This is a genomic window from Streptomyces sp. NPDC001617 (assembly GCF_053596855.1).
Genome location: NZ_JBSFHA010000109.1, coordinates 19,994 through 33,822, shown reverse-complemented (window position 1 = coordinate 33,822; position 13,829 = coordinate 19,994). Strand labels below are relative to the sequence as shown.

The window sequence follows — 13,829 nt, the reverse complement described above, 5'->3', positions numbered from 1 at the left end:
GCCGTGTGAACGTGCCACCGCCGGGCGTGGCATTGTCCATGCCGACCACTGGCCTGGCCGCCGCGCCCGCTGCCGAGGTCGGTCCGAACGCCTGCAACGGCCCACCCGCACTGGTGCAGGTGGGCCGTTGATTCCGGGTGGGCGATACTGGGTTCGAACCAGTGACCTCTTCGGTGTGAACGAAGCGCTCTCCCACTGAGCTAATCGCCCGGGCGCAGGAAGAACATTACCCCATGTCAGGGGGTGCCTTCGCACACTCTGCGCGGATCACTGGTCCTTGATCTTCCAGGGCATCACGCCACCGAACTTCCACAGATAGATGCCGACCAGCACGCCGACGATCACCAGCCCGATCGCCGTCAACGTGATGTTGCGCCGCCGCACCTTGGGGTCGAGCGCCTTCTGGGCCGCCTCCGTGACCTTGCGCTTGGTCCAGCGGAGCACCAGCTGGGCCCAGACGAACTCGGTCGCCCAGATCGCCATACCGCCGAAGATCACGACCCAGCCGGGTCCGGGCAGCGGCAGCATGACGATGCCGGCGGCCACGACCGCGAGGCCGACCACGAAGACGCCGACCTGCCAGCTCAGATGCAGCGCGCGACGCCTCTTGATGAATGCCGGGGCCTTGGAGCCGAGCCCTTGGTCCCCCTGCGCCCCATCCGTTTCACCCTCGGCCGCCGGCCTGGCACCCCTGTCCTTGTCCGCCACCACGGCGACCTCGCCCGGATTGTCACTCCCCGTATTCATACGGCCAAACTTTACCTTACTTTACTGACGGGAAACCAGTCACTGGAATGGGCGCACCGGCCGAAGAGACCCTCGGCCGGAAGAGTTACGTAAAGGCACGCAAAACACTCAGAGGGGTTTACAACGGCACCGTAGGTGGCATGTCGATTTCGCCGACGTGCGAATCCCCGAGCGCACACTGAGCGAAAGGCCCTGGCGCTTATGAACACCACGGTCAGCTGCGAGCTGCACCTGCGCCTCGTTGTGTCGAGCGAGTCCTCCCTGCCTGTCCCCGCAGGCCTGCGGTACGACACGGCCGACCCCTACGCCGTGCACGCCACCTTCCACACCGGAGCCGAGGAGACCGTCGAGTGGGTGTTCGCCCGCGACCTCCTCGCGGAAGGCCTGCACCGCCCCACCGGCACCGGCGACGTCCGAGTCTGGCCGTCGCGCAGTCACGGTCAGGGCGTCGTGTGCATCGCCCTGTCCTCCCCGGAGGGCGAGGCCCTGCTGGAAGCCCCGGCGCGGGCCCTGGAATCCTTCCTGAAGCGAACGGATGCCGCCGTGCCGCCCGGCACGGAACACCGGCACTTCGACCTCGATCAGGAGCTCTCCCACATCCTGGCGGAGAGCTAGGCCGCGGCCATACCAAGCCGCCCGGCGCCGTCGACTCGGGGTGACGGCTCGGGCCAGGACAACCGCATACGGCACACGCCGACGCCGTCCCGTCGTGGGACGGCGTCGGCGTGTCCGCGTCGGCTCCGCACCGCTCCGGGGCTCCTCCGAGCCCGGAGCCGGTCAGTCGGGCGGCGGAACCATTACCATCGGCCAGCATCGGCGGGCGTGTGCCCGACCCTCAGGCCAGGGAGCGAAACGTGCTGATCACCCACGACACCCGGTGCGCCCTCGACACCGTGGTCGACCTGGTGAACACCGCGCCGGAGGACGACACCACGCCGGACGGACTGCCGGATGTCGCCTCCCTCGAGGATTTCGTACGAAACCACGAAGTCAGCGATGTCGGAGTGCTGTCGGAGTTCGACCTCTCGGCGGTGCGGAAGATCCGCGGCCGGTTCGCCTCGGTCTTCGCATCGCACGACGCCCGGGCGGCCGCCGGACAGATCAACGAGCTGGTCGCCGCCGCGGGCACCACCCCGCGCCTCACCGACCACGACGGCTACGACTGGCATGTGCACTACTTCGCACCCGGTGCCTCCGTCGCCGACCACCTGGCGGCCGACTGCGGGATGGCGCTGGCCTTCTTCGTCGTCGCCGGCGAGCAGGAGCGGCTGCGACGCTGCGAGGCGCCCGACTGCCGACGCGCCTTCGTCGACCTCTCCCGGAACCGGTCGCGGCGGTACTGCGACAGCCGGACCTGCGGGAACCGGCTGCATGTGGCCGCCTACCGGGCACGGCGCAAGGAGGCGGCGGGCTGACGCCCGAGAGACGCCGGTGCCGACGTGGTCCCCGACGGGTGACGTCGGGGACCACGGGTACGGCTCAGAGCAGCAGCAGATCGTGCAGCGCAGCCATGAGCAGCAGACACCCGATCACCGCAAGGAAGATCATCAGCGGTGGCTGGGAAAGGGCGAAGAGGCATCCGCGCGGCTCGTCCTTCGGCGGCGCGGTTTCGCCTTGTGTCGTGTCCAGCATCTCGCGGGCGATGATGGCGCAGACAGCACCCCCGGCGCGATCAACGCGCCCGGAATGACCGGGAGTTCACCGGATTCCGTGACACCGGCTTCCGATCGTGATCACTTGCGCACAGCGCGTTGATCCACTGTGACGTTTCAGTCGTCATGCGGAGGTCATATGCCGTGCTTCTTCAGGATGGCCTCGATGTCGCTGAAGTCGTCCGCGGAGTTGCCGCGCGGTGCGGCCGCCGGACGGGAGGCCGCGCGGGCCCCCGGGCCGAGGGAGGGCGCGGAGGCCGTCGGTGCCACCGCCTCGGGCTGACCGGCCGCCCTGGCTTCCCTGCGCTCCTTCCGGGTGCCGCCGCCCCGGCGCCTCTCCACCGCGCGGGTGGTGGAGAACAGCAGCCAGGAGACGCCCAGTACCCCGAAGCCCGCCCAGGCCGTCGGGCTGAACGCGGTGTCCGCCAGCCACCCCACGACACCGGTCATCACCAGACCGACCGGCACGAGCGAATAGGCGGCGATACGTGCGGCCGCGAGGAAGCGCTTGCGGTACGCCGTGACCGCCGCGATGCCCAGGCCGGCCGCGGACACGGCGGAACAGACTGTCTCGGCGATCATCCGGTCCTCCAGGCAGGGCGCGATCGGGCAGGGGCGGTTCGTCCCTTCCATCCTGCACCGCACGGGCCCCGCCGTGCCATGCCCCGGGCGGACATCAGGGACATCTCCGGGTCGGCTCCTTCGCAGGTGCCTGTAGCGAGCACACCCCGAGTCGTGGATCAGGGTCGATCGAGCAGGTCACCGGGGTCGGGCCGATTGGGCCGCCCGCGCCCGGGCTGGAAGGATGTCCCCATGAACGACTCCTCCCCCGCTCCCGTCCTCGACGTCTGGTGCGAACTCCAGTGCCCCGACTGCCGCGGCGCCCTGGACGACCTGCGTGCCCTGCGTGCCCGCTACGGCGACCGGCTGGAGCTGAGGCTGCGGCACTTCCCGCTGGAGAAGCACACGTACGCCTTCGCCGCCGCGCAGGCCGCCGAGGAGGCGCTGGAGCAGGGCAAGGGCTGGGAGTACGTCGAGGCCGTGCTGGGCCGGGTCGAGGAGCTGGACCGTAAGGGGGAACCCTTCCTGGTCGAGGTGGCCGGCGAACTCGGTCTGGACTCCGAGGAGTTCGACACCGCGCTGATCGACGGCCGGCACATCCTGATCGTCGACGCCGACCAGGCCGAGGGCAAGGCGATCGGTGTGACCGGCACGCCGACGTATGTCGTCGGCGGGGAGCGGCTGGACGGCGGCAAGAACCAGGAGGGACTGCGGGAGCGGATCGAGGGGATCGTGGACCGGCTGCTGGCCGGGCAGGGTGCCTGAGCCGCGTCCTACAACAGCGGCTTGTACAGGCAGTACTGCGTCGTCCGGTAGCCGAGTGACTCGTAGAGCCGCTCGGCCGGGGCGTTGCCGGCGAACACGTTGAGGCCGAGGACGCGTCTGCCCGCGGCGATCGTCCGGGCCTCCGCCAGCAGCATGAGGGTGCGACCGTGTCCGTGGCCGCGATGGGCTTCGTCGACCTCGACGTCGTAGACATGGGCCGCGTCGCCGCGCAGGCCCAGCCAGAGGATGCCGACGCGCGAACCCTCGTGCTCGAGCACGCTGAACCACATGTTGTCGGTGCCGAGCCCCTGCCGCAGGGCCGTCGCGTGGTCGCGCCGCGCCTTCTCGCGGGCGGCGGCCTCGGGCACACCCCGCTCGATCCAGGTCCGTGCGTACGCCTCAGACTCGTACTCCCGCCACGCCTCGAACTCGGCCTCGGTCATGGGGCGTGAGCTGCTCGCGGCCGGCAGCTCGGGCGGGACGTCGCCGAGCGGCTTCTTCATGCCGCGGTTGCGGTGAACGTAGCCGAGCGCCTGCACGAGCCGCAGCGCCACCTCCGCGTCGGCGGGCACCTGCACCTCGATCTGGCCGCACCCCCAGCCGCGCGCCACCTCCTCCGCGGCCAGCGCGGCGACCGTGCCCCGGCCGCGGCGACGGTCCGGCTCCTCGATGCGCAGTTCGTGGATGCGGGCGACGGAGTCACCGAGCTGGGGCGAGGTGCCGAGGTGGAGGGCGCCGACGGGCCGGCTGTTCACACACACCTGGTAGTGGCGCGAGCGGGTCCCGTCGGCGGCGCGCTGAAGCGGCTCGGTCGGCCGCAGGGTCGTGGTCATCAGGGGTGTTCTACCCGCCGTACGGGCCGGTGTCAGCCCGATTTTCCGGGCCCTCACGGATCTTGGTCGTCCCCGGACCGCTCGTCGAAGATCCGCATCGCCTTGGCGGTCACCGGACCGGGTGCGCCGGGCAGTTCCCGGTCGTCGACGCGGTGCACGGCCTGGACGTCGCGCAGGGTGGAGGTGAGGAAGACCTCCTCCGCCCGCTCCAGGACGTCCAACGGCAGGTCGGTCTCGGTCGCTCCGGTCCACTCGACCGTCAACGCGCGCGTGATGCCCGCGAGGCAGCCGGAGGCGAGCGGCGGGGTGTGGATCTCGCCGTCGAGAACGACGAAGACGTTCGAGCCGGTGCCCTCGCAGAGTTGGCCGACCGTGTTCGCGAACAGGGCTTCCGACGCGCCGTGTTGGTGGGCGCGGGCGAGCGCGACCACGTTCTCGGCGTACGACGTCGTCTTCAGGCCGGTGAGGGCGCCGCGTTCGTTGCGGGTCCAGGGGACGGTGATCACAGCCGTGGAGTCGGGGCGGCGGGTGGTCTCACCGAGGGCGACCACGAGGGTCGGGCCGTGCTCGCCGCGGTCGGAGCCGAGGGGGCCGTTGCCGCCGGTGTAGGTGATGCGGAGGCGGCCGAGGGGCATCGGGTTGGCCTCGAGGACGGCGGCGCAGGCGCGGCGGACCTCGTCGTGGTCGGGGTCGGGCAGCCCGAGGCCGCGCGCCGAGAGGGTCAGCCGGTCGAGGTGCCGGCTCAGCGCGAACGCCTTCCCGTCCGTCGCCTTCACCGTCTCGAAGATGCCGTCCCCCACGGTCAGCCCGTGGTCGAAAACGGATACGCGGGCGGACTCGATGTCCTGCAGCCCGCCGTCGAGCCAAAGCTTCACTGGTCTCTCCCTCGCAAGTACGCCGACGGGACGACGGGTCGGCCGGGGGTCCGGCCCGCGGCGGAGCCGCTTTCGGATGCTGCGTCCCCCGGGCCGGCGCAGCACGCCTGTACTCCCTCTTCACTCACCTCGTACGTCCCCGACGCTACCGCGAGCAGTCGGGCCGCCTTGAGCTCGGTCTCCCGCCACTCCGCCTCGGGGTCGGATCCCCAGGTGATCCCGGCACCGGTCCCGAAGCGCAGGACCCCTTCGGCACGGTCGATCCAGAAGGTGCGGATGCCGACGGCCAGCTCCCCGGTTCCTCGGTCGGCGTCGACCCAACCGAGGCCGCCGCAGTACGGTCCTCGGGGTGCCGTCTCCAGCGCGTCGATGATCCGCAGCGCGCTGGACTTGGGTGCCCCGGTGACCGAGCCCGGCGGGAAGGTGGCGTCGAGCAGTTCGGGCCAGCCGGCGCCGGCGCGCAGCTCGCCGCGGACCGTCGAGACGAGGTGGACGAGCCCGGGATGCTTCTCCACGGCGCACAGGTCGGGGACGGTGACGCTGCCGGTGGCGCAGACGCGTCCGATGTCGTTGCGGACCAGGTCCACGATCATGACGTTCTCGGCGTAGTCCTTGTCGAGGAGGTCGGCCTCGGTGCGCCCGGTGCCCTTGATCGGCCCGGACTCGACGGTCCGGCGGTCCCTGCGCAGGAACAGCTCGGGCGAGGCGGTGGCTATCTCGACGCCGTGCTCCGGCAGGCGGATCGTTCCTGCGTACGGCGCCGGGTTGCCGAGGGCCAGCAGGGCGGTGAGGGCGTCCACATCGGCGTCGGGCCCGACCGGCGCGGTGAGCACGCGGCAGAGGTTCGCCTGGTAGACCTCGCCGGCCGCGATGTGCTGCCGAATGCGGCGCACACCCGCCGTGTACGCGGCGCGGTCGAGGGACGACGTCCAGTCACCGGCCGACGGCCCGTGCCACGTCCCCGGCACCGGGGCGGGCACGGGTTCCTCGCGCACATCGGCGAAGCGGGCGCAGGTCAGACGGCCCTCGAAGTCCGCGACGACGGCCCAGAAGCCGGTGGAGTCGAGGGCCGCGGGATCGCCGGTGACGTCGACGAGACCGGTGGCGACGCGGTTGCCGAAGCGGGCGAGGGGAGGGAGGTCGTGCACGCGGTCGAGTCTATGGCGGGTGTCCGAAAGATGGCTCCGGCATGTCTCCGTGGAAGCCCTGGCCACGCCCGTGAGCAGGTGCAGCGCAGCACGCTGCGCAAACGCGTTTTTGTGCTGGCCCCGGAATCCGCTAGAGTTCAACTCGTCGCCGGGCCGCGAGAGCGGATCGAAACGACAAGCGGACGTAGCTCAGTTGGTAGAGCGCAACCTTGCCAAGGTTGAGGTCGCGAGTTCGAGCCTCGTCGTCCGCTCGAAGGAACAAGGGGATCTTCCCGAACCCCTGCACTCCTGGTGGAGTGGCCGAGAGGCGAGGCAACGGCCTGCAAAGCCGTCTACACGGGTTCAAATCCCGTCTCCACCTCCACGGACGATTAGCTCAGCGGGAGAGCGCTTCCCTGACACGGAAGAGGTCACTGGTTCAATCCCAGTATCGTCCACTGGATCTTCGGATCCCCTCGCGCGATTAGCTCAGCGGGAGAGCGCTTCCCTGACACGGAAGAGGTCACTGGTTCAATCCCAGTATCGCGCACGCAGCCCCTCTCACGGGGTGGCTGACCTGGACGATTAGCTCAGCGGGAGAGCGCTTCCCTGACACGGAAGAGGTCACTGGTTCAATCCCAGTATCGTCCACACACCGAAGCCCCCGGCCCTGCGGCCGGGGGCTTCTTCGTCTGTCGGTCGTCAGCTGGAGAACAGCATGTGACCGAAGCTCTTGTGGCGGTGGTGGCCTCCTTGGTGACCGCCGTAGTGGCCACCGCCGTGGCCTCCGTGCTGGGCACCCCAGGCGGGCGCGGGCGGAGCCGGGTAGGCCTGCGGGGCGGGCGGCGGCGGGGCCGGCTGGGACCACTGGGACTCCAGGCGGGTCAGCGCCTCCAACTCGCCGTAGTCCAGAAAGATCCCGCGGCAGCCGCTGCACTGCTCGATCTGGACGCCGTTGCGGTTGTACGTGTGCATCGGCGCATGGCACTTCGGACACTGCATGGTCGGCTCAACTCCTCGCCCGTCGGTCCTGCTTCGCGTTTCGCCAGGACAGACTCCGTCAGGGTGCGGTCGGTTGCACCCTACTTCGAGGAAGTCGGGGTCAACTCCGGCGGGAGGGAACCCATTCGGGCACATGCGTCGATCACGGACATCTCGATCTCGTCGAGGGGGCGGTTCTCCGTGACGGCTTTGGTGACGGCGCGGGCGGCGGTCTGCACGGTGAGGGCGCGGGCCGGGACGTCCAGAGCGGGCCAGGGGTCGCCGTCGGCCGGAACCGCCGGGCCGCCTGCCGCGCGGTACGCGGCGAGGAAACGGGCCCACTCGTCGGGCGGCAGCAGCCCGCACGCGTACCAGGCCGCCGGGCGGGCCAGGTCCCAGGCGGGGACGCCGGTGCCGAGGTCGTCGACGTCGATGAGCAGCCAGCGGCCGTCGGGGACGGGATGGCGGACGAGCTGACCGAGGTGGAGGTCGCCGTGGCAGAGGGTGGCGGCGTCCGGCATGGGCGCCTCGGCGCGGGCCCAGGCGGGGAGGGTGGACCAGGCTCGGAGGATGGAAGGTATGGCGGGGTGGGGGGTGAGGGCGGTTTCGGCGGTCCGGACGGACGGGCCGGTCGGGGTGCTTGCGGCGAGCGCGGGCTCCTCGGTGGTGGGCACGGGCGACGCGATCGTCGCCGGACACTCGGAGTCGCTTGCCGAAGTCGCCGAGGGCGACGCGGTGACCGCGGGTGACGCGCAAGCCGTTGGGGTCGTGGTCGGGGCGGCGGTCGCTGTCAGGCGGGCCACGGCCCGGGCCGCCTTCGCGGGGCCGCGCATGGGCGGCAGGCGGGTCGGGGCGGGCGTGCGGTGGAGGCGGGCGAGGAGGGTGGCTGCGGCTTCCCAGGGGGCGGCGTCGGGATCGTCCGGGGCCACGGGGGTGCCGTAGGGCCAGAACGTGACGAGGCGGCCACGCAGGTCGATCGGGGCGGGGCTGAGCGGGGGCAGGAACAGGCCGGGGAGATGGGCGGCGGCAGCGAGGCGGGGGGCGAGGTCCGCGAGGGGAGTGTCGGGGGCGTGGGCCTTGGCGACGATGTCGGCGTGGCGGACGACGGTGGCGTCGGGGCGGTCGGCGAGGGTCTCGGGGGTGCCGCAGGGGCAGGACGGGGTGCGGGAGTGGGCCTTGGCCTCGGCTCGGGTGGTGAGGGCGGAGAGCAGGGGGGTGTCGGTCACGGGGCTCCCTGGGCGGTGCGGGGTCTGCCGTGAGGGTACGGGGCGTGGTTCGCCTCCGTGCCGGCCCCCGTGACGTGGCGGTGCGCAGGCAAAGCAATGCCGGCGCAGCTCCCCAGCTGCGCCGGCATTTTTGCCGTCCGCCGCACCCCCGTCCCCACGGGGTTTCATGGGTGGATGTCCCCGCCCGGACCGCTCTTCCGGGCCTGGGGTCGCCGCTCAGCGCCCCAGCATCACTCCCACGGACGACGCCTGTGTGGCCACTGTCTCCCAGCCGTCGAAGACGAAGAAGAGCAGGGCCGCCAGGGGGAGGACCATGAGCGTCGCCACCAAGGGGTGGCGACGGCCCGTGCGGCGGGGGCGAAACACTGTGCGCTCCTGTGCGCGGAACTGTGTCCGCGGTGCCGTCAAGGCCATGGTCCCTCTCCTGACCGATCTCAGTTGTCGCTGGCAGCGGCGGGTGTCTGACCTCGGGGGACGAGTGCTGCACCCGCCGCTTGACCTCAAATCTAGGCGTCCGGCGCTCTTCGCACGTCATGCCCTCGTACCGATTGCCGGGCCTCCCGGAGGATGAGCCACAGGCCGGGCAGTACTCCCCTGGGTGGAGACGGAGACCTAGGTCTCAGGGTCTTCCCCGAGGGGACGCCCGCTGTGCACCGGCTTTTCCGAGCTGTCCTCCCTGGGGACGGGCTGTTCGACCAGGGCCAGGACCCGGGTGGCCATGAAGCGGGCCGTGCGGACCACCGAGCCGCTGCGGGTGACTTCGCTCACTTCCACGACACCTCGACGAACCGCTGTCTCCACCCTGCGGCCCGCCCTGCTCGCCACCACCTCATAGGTGCGGGTCGTGTCCCCCGCGTCCACCACTATCTCCACACGATCACCCTTCACGGGTTCAATCCCCCTTCTGTGATGGGTGGTTGGGGGCACAGACAAGGGCAAGTCCGGCTGGTCCCCCGCCCCCTGACCACTCTTCAAGTCTCCCACCCGGCACTGACAATCGATCTGGACCGGAGGGCGCGGCCTCTGCGCGCGGGCGGCCGTGGAAACGTAAGCTGTGCCACGTCACACGGACCGGGCAGCGGGGATGAACATGGCGATGATGCGCCTGAGGCGCGAGGACCCGCGCGTCGTCGGCTCGTTCAGGCTTCACAGACGGCTCGGCGCGGGTGGGATGGGCGTTGTGTACCTGGGCTCCGACAAGAAGGGGCAGCGCGTCGCACTGAAGGTCATCCGGCCGGACCTGGCGGAGGATCAGGAGTTCCGGTCGCGCTTCGCGCGGGAGGTCTCGGCCGCGCGGCGGATCCGGGGCGGCTGCACGGCCCGACTCGTCGCCGCCGATCTCGACGCCGACCGGCCCTGGTTCGCCACGCAGTACGTGCCCGGTCCCTCACTGCACGACAAGGTCGCCGACGAGGGACCGCTGGGCGCGGCCGACGTCGCGGCCGTGGGGGCCGCCCTGTCGGAGGGGCTCGTCGCGGTGCACGAGGCCGGGGTGGTGCACCGGGATCTCAAGCCGTCCAACATCCTGCTGTCCCCCAAGGGGCCGCGGATCATCGACTTCGGCATCGCCTGGGCGACGGGTGCCTCCACGCTCACGCATGTCGGTACGGCCGTCGGGTCCCCCGGGTTCCTCGCGCCCGAGCAGGTGCGCGGTGCCGCCGTCACACCGGCCACGGACGTGTTCTCGCTCGGGGCGACCCTGGCGTACTCGTCGATGGGTGACTCGCCTTTCGGGCACGGCAGTTCAGAGGTGATGCTGTACCGGGTGGTGCACGAGGAGCCCCAGTTGCACGGCGTACCGGACGCTCTTGCTCCGCTCGTGCGCGCCTGTCTGGCGAAGGATCCGGAGGAGCGGCCGAGCACGCTTCAGCTGTCGCTGCGCCTCAAGGAGATCGCGGCCCGTGAGTCCCAGGGGCTCGGGGAGGTACGGCCGCCGGGGCCGCGGGCGAGCGAGGCGGACCGGCCCACCGGGCGGCTCGCCGACACCTACCCGGAGACCCAGCGCGAGCAGCAGCAGCGTCGGCGGCCGCAGGGGACTCCGCCCCCTCGCGGGGTCTCCTCTTCGTCACGCGGACCCGCTCCGGTGCAGGGCGGAACCCCGCCGCGAGGTGGCAACGCGGCGGCCGGAGGTGCGAGCCAGTCGCGAGGTGGCGGCGTTCCGTCCTCGCGCGGCGGAGCGGCACCCTCCTCACGCGGCGGCTCCCGCCCGGGGGCTCGGCCCACGCCCGCCTCTCGGAACGGCACCCGCTCCGGCAGCGGAAGCCGGCCGGCGCCCCGCAGCGGCACCGGGCGTCCGGCGCCCAGGACCAACGGGACGGGCCGACGCCCGGCCAACCCGAGGCTGCTGCGCCAGCGACTGTTCGTGTTCGTGGTCGTGACCCTGCTGGTGGCGCTCGGTATCGCCGCGGCCCAGGGTTGCCAGGGGCCGGCGCGAGGGCTGGGCGACGACGGCGTCGTACGACAGCGGCAGCAACAGCACGTGGAGCCGGGGCCGCATCAGTCGCGCTGAGACAGCCCCGGCAGGATGCGCTCGAAGAACTCGCGGTCGCCGTCGAAGACCGGGTCCAGGGCAAGGAACTCCTCCGGGGTGACCCAGCGGAAGTCCCCGACCTCCTCGGGGTCGGGGACCACCTCGCCGGTGGGGGCGTCCGCCGTCCACCAGTGGAGGCGGAAGCGGCCGTCGTCGGTCTCCGACTCCCAGACCTTGGCCAGGGGCGCGGCGGTGAGGCCGACCTCCTCCTGGACCTCCCGGACCACGGCCTCCTCCTGGGTCTCCCCCGGCTCGACCTTGCCGCTGAGCGGCTGCCAATAACCGGGGCGCGAGACCGTGGGCCCGCGGCGGATGGCGAGGAGGCGGTCGGTCCGGCACAGGATCGCGACGATCGCCTCCCGCTGGGACACGGTCCTACCCCTGGGGGCGGCCGGTGGCCACCGCGTAGAAGGCGACCGCGGCCGCCGCGCCGACGTTCAGGGAGTCGACGCCGTGGGACATCGGGATGCGGACCCATTCGTCGGCGGCGACCAGGGCCTGCGTGGACAGGCCGTCGCCCTCGGCTCCCAGCATCAGGGCCACCCGGTCCATCTTCTGCGGGGCGGCCTCGTCGAGGGACTTCGCCTTCTCGTCCGGCGTGAGCGCGAGGAGCGTGAAACCGGCCTCGCGGACCGACTCCAGGCCCTTGGGCCAGGTGTCCAGACGGGCGTACGGGACGGAGAAGACCGCGCCCATGGAGACCTTGACGCTACGGCGGTACAGCGGGTCGGCGCAGTCCGGCGAGAGCAGCACCGCGTCCATGCCGAGGGCCGCCGCCGAGCGGAAGATCGCGCCGATGTTGGTGTGGTCGTTGACCGACTCCATGACGACCACCCGGCGGGTGGTCTGGAGGAGGTCGGCGGCCGTGGGCAGGGGCTTGCGCTGCATGGAGGCCAGGGCGCCGCGGTGCACGTGGTAGCCGGTGACCTGTTCGGCGAGCTCCGGGCTGACCGCGTAGACGGGGGCCGGGAGCTCGTCGATGACGTCGCGCATGACGTCGACCCACTTCGCGGACAGCAGCATCGAGCGCATCTCGTAGCCGGCGTCCTTGGCCCGGCGGATGACCTTCTCGCCCTCGGCGATGAACAGGCCCTCGGCGGGTTCTCGTTTGCGGCGCAGTTCGACGTCGGTCAGGCCCGTGTAGTCGCGCAGGCGGGGGTCGTCTGGATCCTCGACGGTGATGAGATCGGCCACAGGGTGATACTGCCTTGTCCTGGGTGTGGTGCCAACGGCTGGGAACGGGTTGGGTTACCCGGGGTTACGCCGATGCTCCCGGGCCCACCCTCACGACCTCGCCGATGACGATGACCGACGGCGCCTTGACCTCCTGGGTACGGACCGTCTCGGCGACGGTGGCGAGGGTCGCGTCCACGCGCCGCTGGGCGGCGGTGGTGCCCTCCTGGATCAGGGCGACCGGGGTGTCCGGCGACTTGCCGTGCGCCACGAGCGTCTCGGCGACCTTCCCGATCGTCGCCACGCCCATGAGGATCACGAGCGTTCCGGTGAGCTTGGCCACGGACGGCCAGTCGACCAGGGAACGCTCGTCGTCGGGCGCGATGTGCCCGCTGACCACGGTGAACTCGTGTGCGACACCGCGATGGGTGACCGGGATCCCGGCCGCGCCCGGGACCGAGATCGAGCTGGAGATGCCGGGCACGACGGTGCACGGGATGCCGGCCTCGGCGAGCGCGTTGACCTCCTCCATCCCACGGCCGTAGACGAACGGGTCGCCACCCTTCAGCCGGACCACCGACTTGCCCTGCTTGGCGTGCTCGATCAGCGCGTTGTTGATGGCCTCCTGGGCCATGAAGCGGCCGTACGGCAGCTTCGCCGCGTCGATCACCTCGACGTTCGGGGAGAGCTCGGCGAGCAGGTCGCGCGGGCCCAGGTGGTCGGTGATGACCACGTCGGCCTCGGCGAGCAGACGGCGGCCGCGGACGGTGATCAGGTCCGGGTCGCCGGGGCCGCCGCCGACGAGGGCGACGCCGGGGGTGCGGGTGCGGTGGTGCGGGGCCACCAGGGTGCCGTCGCGCAGTCCCTCGACGACCGCGTCGCGGATGGCGGCGGTGTGCCGGGGGTCGCGGCCGCGGGCCTCGGTGGTGAGGACGGCGACCGTCACGCCCTCGCTGGTGCCGGTGGCCGGTGTCCAGGCGGTCGCGGCGTCGGCGTCGTCGGAGCGCACGCACCACACGCGGTGCGCTTCCGCCTCGGCGGAGGCCCGGGCGTTCGCCTCCGTGTCGCTGGTGGCGATCAGGGCGTACCAGGCGTCCGACAGGTCACCCTCGTCGTACGGCCGCTGCTGCCAGGTGATCTCGCCCGCTTCCGCCATCGCCTCGACGGACGGAGTGGCCTCCGGCGATACGAGGAGGACGTCCGCGCCTGCCGCGATCAGTGCCGGGAGGCGGCGCTGGGCGACCTGGCCGCCGCCGAGGACGACCACTTTGCGGCCGGTGAGGCGGAGGCCTACGGGGTAGGCGGGGTGTTCGGCCATGAGGTGCGGCTCCTCGTCCTGGCAATGCGATGGGTGCTACG

17 protein-coding genes and 6 tRNA genes are annotated in these 13,829 nt (G+C 71.5%); 9 read left to right on the top strand and 14 right to left on the bottom strand.

Going from position 1 to position 13,829, the window contains the following annotated elements; genetic code table 11:
• Positions 1-138 precede the first annotated feature (138 nt).
• Both ACWC09_RS46470 and ACWC09_RS46465 read right to left on the bottom strand, forming a co-directional pair.
• Positions 139-210 (bottom strand) — tRNA-Val (locus ACWC09_RS46470).
• 57 nt (positions 211-267) lie between these two features.
• Positions 268-747, bottom strand: coding sequence for a TIGR02611 family protein (locus ACWC09_RS46465; protein ID WP_450857608.1), 480 nt, complete (start codon positions 745-747; stop codon positions 268-270).
• Positions 748-948: 201 nt separating this feature from the next.
• Here ACWC09_RS46465 and ACWC09_RS46460 point away from each other — a divergent pair, with 201 nt between their 5' ends.
• Positions 949-1,362, top strand: coding sequence for an SsgA family sporulation/cell division regulator (locus ACWC09_RS46460; protein WP_004002642.1), 414 nt, complete (start codon positions 949-951; stop codon positions 1,360-1,362).
• A gap of 239 nt (positions 1,363-1,601) precedes the next feature.
• On the top strand, positions 1,602-2,162 hold the full coding sequence (locus tag ACWC09_RS46455) for a CGNR zinc finger domain-containing protein (RefSeq protein ID WP_450857606.1): 561 nt from the start codon (positions 1,602-1,604) through the stop codon (positions 2,160-2,162).
• A gap of 64 nt (positions 2,163-2,226) precedes the next feature.
• Here ACWC09_RS46455 and ACWC09_RS46450 read toward each other — a convergent pair whose 3' ends face one another.
• Entirely contained in the window at positions 2,227-2,379 is a 153-nt protein-coding gene (locus ACWC09_RS46450; protein ID WP_208784159.1) for a hypothetical protein, read from the bottom strand.
• Between the two features lie 155 nt (positions 2,380-2,534).
• Positions 2,535-2,981: a hypothetical protein gene (locus ACWC09_RS46445; RefSeq protein ID WP_450857604.1), complete on the bottom strand. Its 447-nt coding sequence runs from the start codon at positions 2,979-2,981 to the stop codon at positions 2,535-2,537.
• A gap of 231 nt (positions 2,982-3,212) precedes the next feature.
• Between ACWC09_RS46445 and ACWC09_RS46440 the strand changes: the two genes are divergently transcribed.
• The gene (locus ACWC09_RS46440; RefSeq protein ID WP_450857602.1) at positions 3,213-3,725 is read left to right on the top strand and encodes a DsbA family protein; all 513 of its coding nucleotides are present in this window, start codon (positions 3,213-3,215) and stop codon (positions 3,723-3,725) included.
• A gap of 8 nt (positions 3,726-3,733) precedes the next feature.
• Here ACWC09_RS46440 and ACWC09_RS46435 read toward each other — a convergent pair whose 3' ends face one another.
• From ACWC09_RS46435 to ACWC09_RS46425, 3 genes are read right to left on the bottom strand one after another with little or no spacing between them, the layout of a single operon-like run.
• On the bottom strand, positions 3,734-4,558 hold the full coding sequence (locus ACWC09_RS46435) for a GNAT family N-acetyltransferase (RefSeq protein WP_450857600.1): 825 nt from the start codon (positions 4,556-4,558) through the stop codon (positions 3,734-3,736).
• Positions 4,559-4,611: 53 nt separating this feature from the next.
• Positions 4,612-5,433, bottom strand: coding sequence for an aminotransferase class IV (locus tag ACWC09_RS46430; RefSeq protein WP_450857598.1), 822 nt, complete (start codon positions 5,431-5,433; stop codon positions 4,612-4,614).
• Positions 5,430-6,581 carry a chorismate-binding protein gene (locus ACWC09_RS46425; RefSeq protein ID WP_450857597.1) on the bottom strand — a complete coding sequence of 384 codons (1,152 nt, stop codon included), beginning with the start codon at positions 6,579-6,581 and terminating at the stop codon, positions 5,430-5,432. The genes ACWC09_RS46430 and ACWC09_RS46425 overlap by 4 nt, the downstream gene beginning before the upstream one ends.
• A gap of 178 nt (positions 6,582-6,759) precedes the next feature.
• On the opposite strand from ACWC09_RS46425, the gene ACWC09_RS46420 reads away from it, so the two are divergent.
• The 5 genes from ACWC09_RS46420 (at position 6,760) to ACWC09_RS46400 (ending at position 7,211) form a co-directional block, all read left to right on the top strand.
• Positions 6,760-6,832: transfer RNA gene (locus ACWC09_RS46420), tRNA-Gly, on the top strand.
• 39 nt (positions 6,833-6,871) lie between these two features.
• Positions 6,872-6,945: transfer RNA gene (locus ACWC09_RS46415), tRNA-Cys, on the top strand.
• Between the two features lies 1 nt (position 6,946).
• Positions 6,947-7,018, top strand: a tRNA-Val gene (locus ACWC09_RS46410).
• 20 nt (positions 7,019-7,038) lie between these two features.
• Positions 7,039-7,110 (top strand) — tRNA-Val (locus ACWC09_RS46405).
• Between the two features lie 29 nt (positions 7,111-7,139).
• A tRNA-Val gene (locus ACWC09_RS46400) sits at positions 7,140-7,211 on the top strand.
• Between the two features lie 51 nt (positions 7,212-7,262).
• Here the strand turns inward: ACWC09_RS46400 and ACWC09_RS46395 are convergent.
• From ACWC09_RS46395 to ACWC09_RS46380, 4 genes are all read right to left on the bottom strand, one after another.
• Entirely contained in the window at positions 7,263-7,562 is a 300-nt protein-coding gene (locus ACWC09_RS46395; protein ID WP_450857595.1) for a TFIIB-type zinc ribbon-containing protein, read from the bottom strand.
• Positions 7,563-7,642: 80 nt separating this feature from the next.
• A complete protein-coding gene (locus ACWC09_RS46390) occupies positions 7,643-8,767 on the bottom strand; it encodes a phosphotransferase (protein WP_450857593.1) in 1,125 nt (374 codons plus the stop codon).
• A 216-nt stretch (positions 8,768-8,983) separates the two neighbouring features.
• The gene (locus ACWC09_RS46385) at positions 8,984-9,181 is read right to left on the bottom strand and encodes a hypothetical protein (RefSeq protein ID WP_450857592.1); all 198 of its coding nucleotides are present in this window, start codon (positions 9,179-9,181) and stop codon (positions 8,984-8,986) included.
• A 198-nt stretch (positions 9,182-9,379) separates the two neighbouring features.
• The gene (locus tag ACWC09_RS46380) at positions 9,380-9,655 is read right to left on the bottom strand and encodes a hypothetical protein (RefSeq protein WP_388824372.1); all 276 of its coding nucleotides are present in this window, start codon (positions 9,653-9,655) and stop codon (positions 9,380-9,382) included.
• Between the two features lie 196 nt (positions 9,656-9,851).
• On the opposite strand from ACWC09_RS46380, the gene ACWC09_RS46375 reads away from it, so the two are divergent.
• The gene (locus tag ACWC09_RS46375) at positions 9,852-11,276 is read left to right on the top strand and encodes a protein kinase domain-containing protein (protein WP_450857610.1); all 1,425 of its coding nucleotides are present in this window, start codon (positions 9,852-9,854) and stop codon (positions 11,274-11,276) included.
• On the opposite strand, the gene ACWC09_RS46370 is transcribed toward ACWC09_RS46375, so the two are convergent.
• The 3 genes from ACWC09_RS46370 to cobA all read right to left on the bottom strand — a co-directional run bounded on the left by ACWC09_RS46370 (position 11,264) and on the right by cobA (position 13,788).
• On the bottom strand, positions 11,264-11,668 hold the full coding sequence (locus ACWC09_RS46370; protein ID WP_450857589.1) for an NUDIX domain-containing protein: 405 nt from the start codon (positions 11,666-11,668) through the stop codon (positions 11,264-11,266). The two genes, ACWC09_RS46375 and ACWC09_RS46370, sit on opposite strands and share 13 nt — an antisense overlap.
• A 4-nt stretch (positions 11,669-11,672) precedes the next feature.
• Entirely contained in the window at positions 11,673-12,491 is an 819-nt protein-coding gene (locus ACWC09_RS46365; protein WP_450857588.1) for a TrmH family RNA methyltransferase, read from the bottom strand.
• 64 nt (positions 12,492-12,555) lie between these two features.
• Positions 12,556-13,788: a uroporphyrinogen-III C-methyltransferase gene (gene cobA, locus ACWC09_RS46360; protein ID WP_450857586.1), complete on the bottom strand. Its 1,233-nt coding sequence runs from the start codon at positions 13,786-13,788 to the stop codon at positions 12,556-12,558.
• Positions 13,789-13,829: the final 41 nt, after the last annotated feature.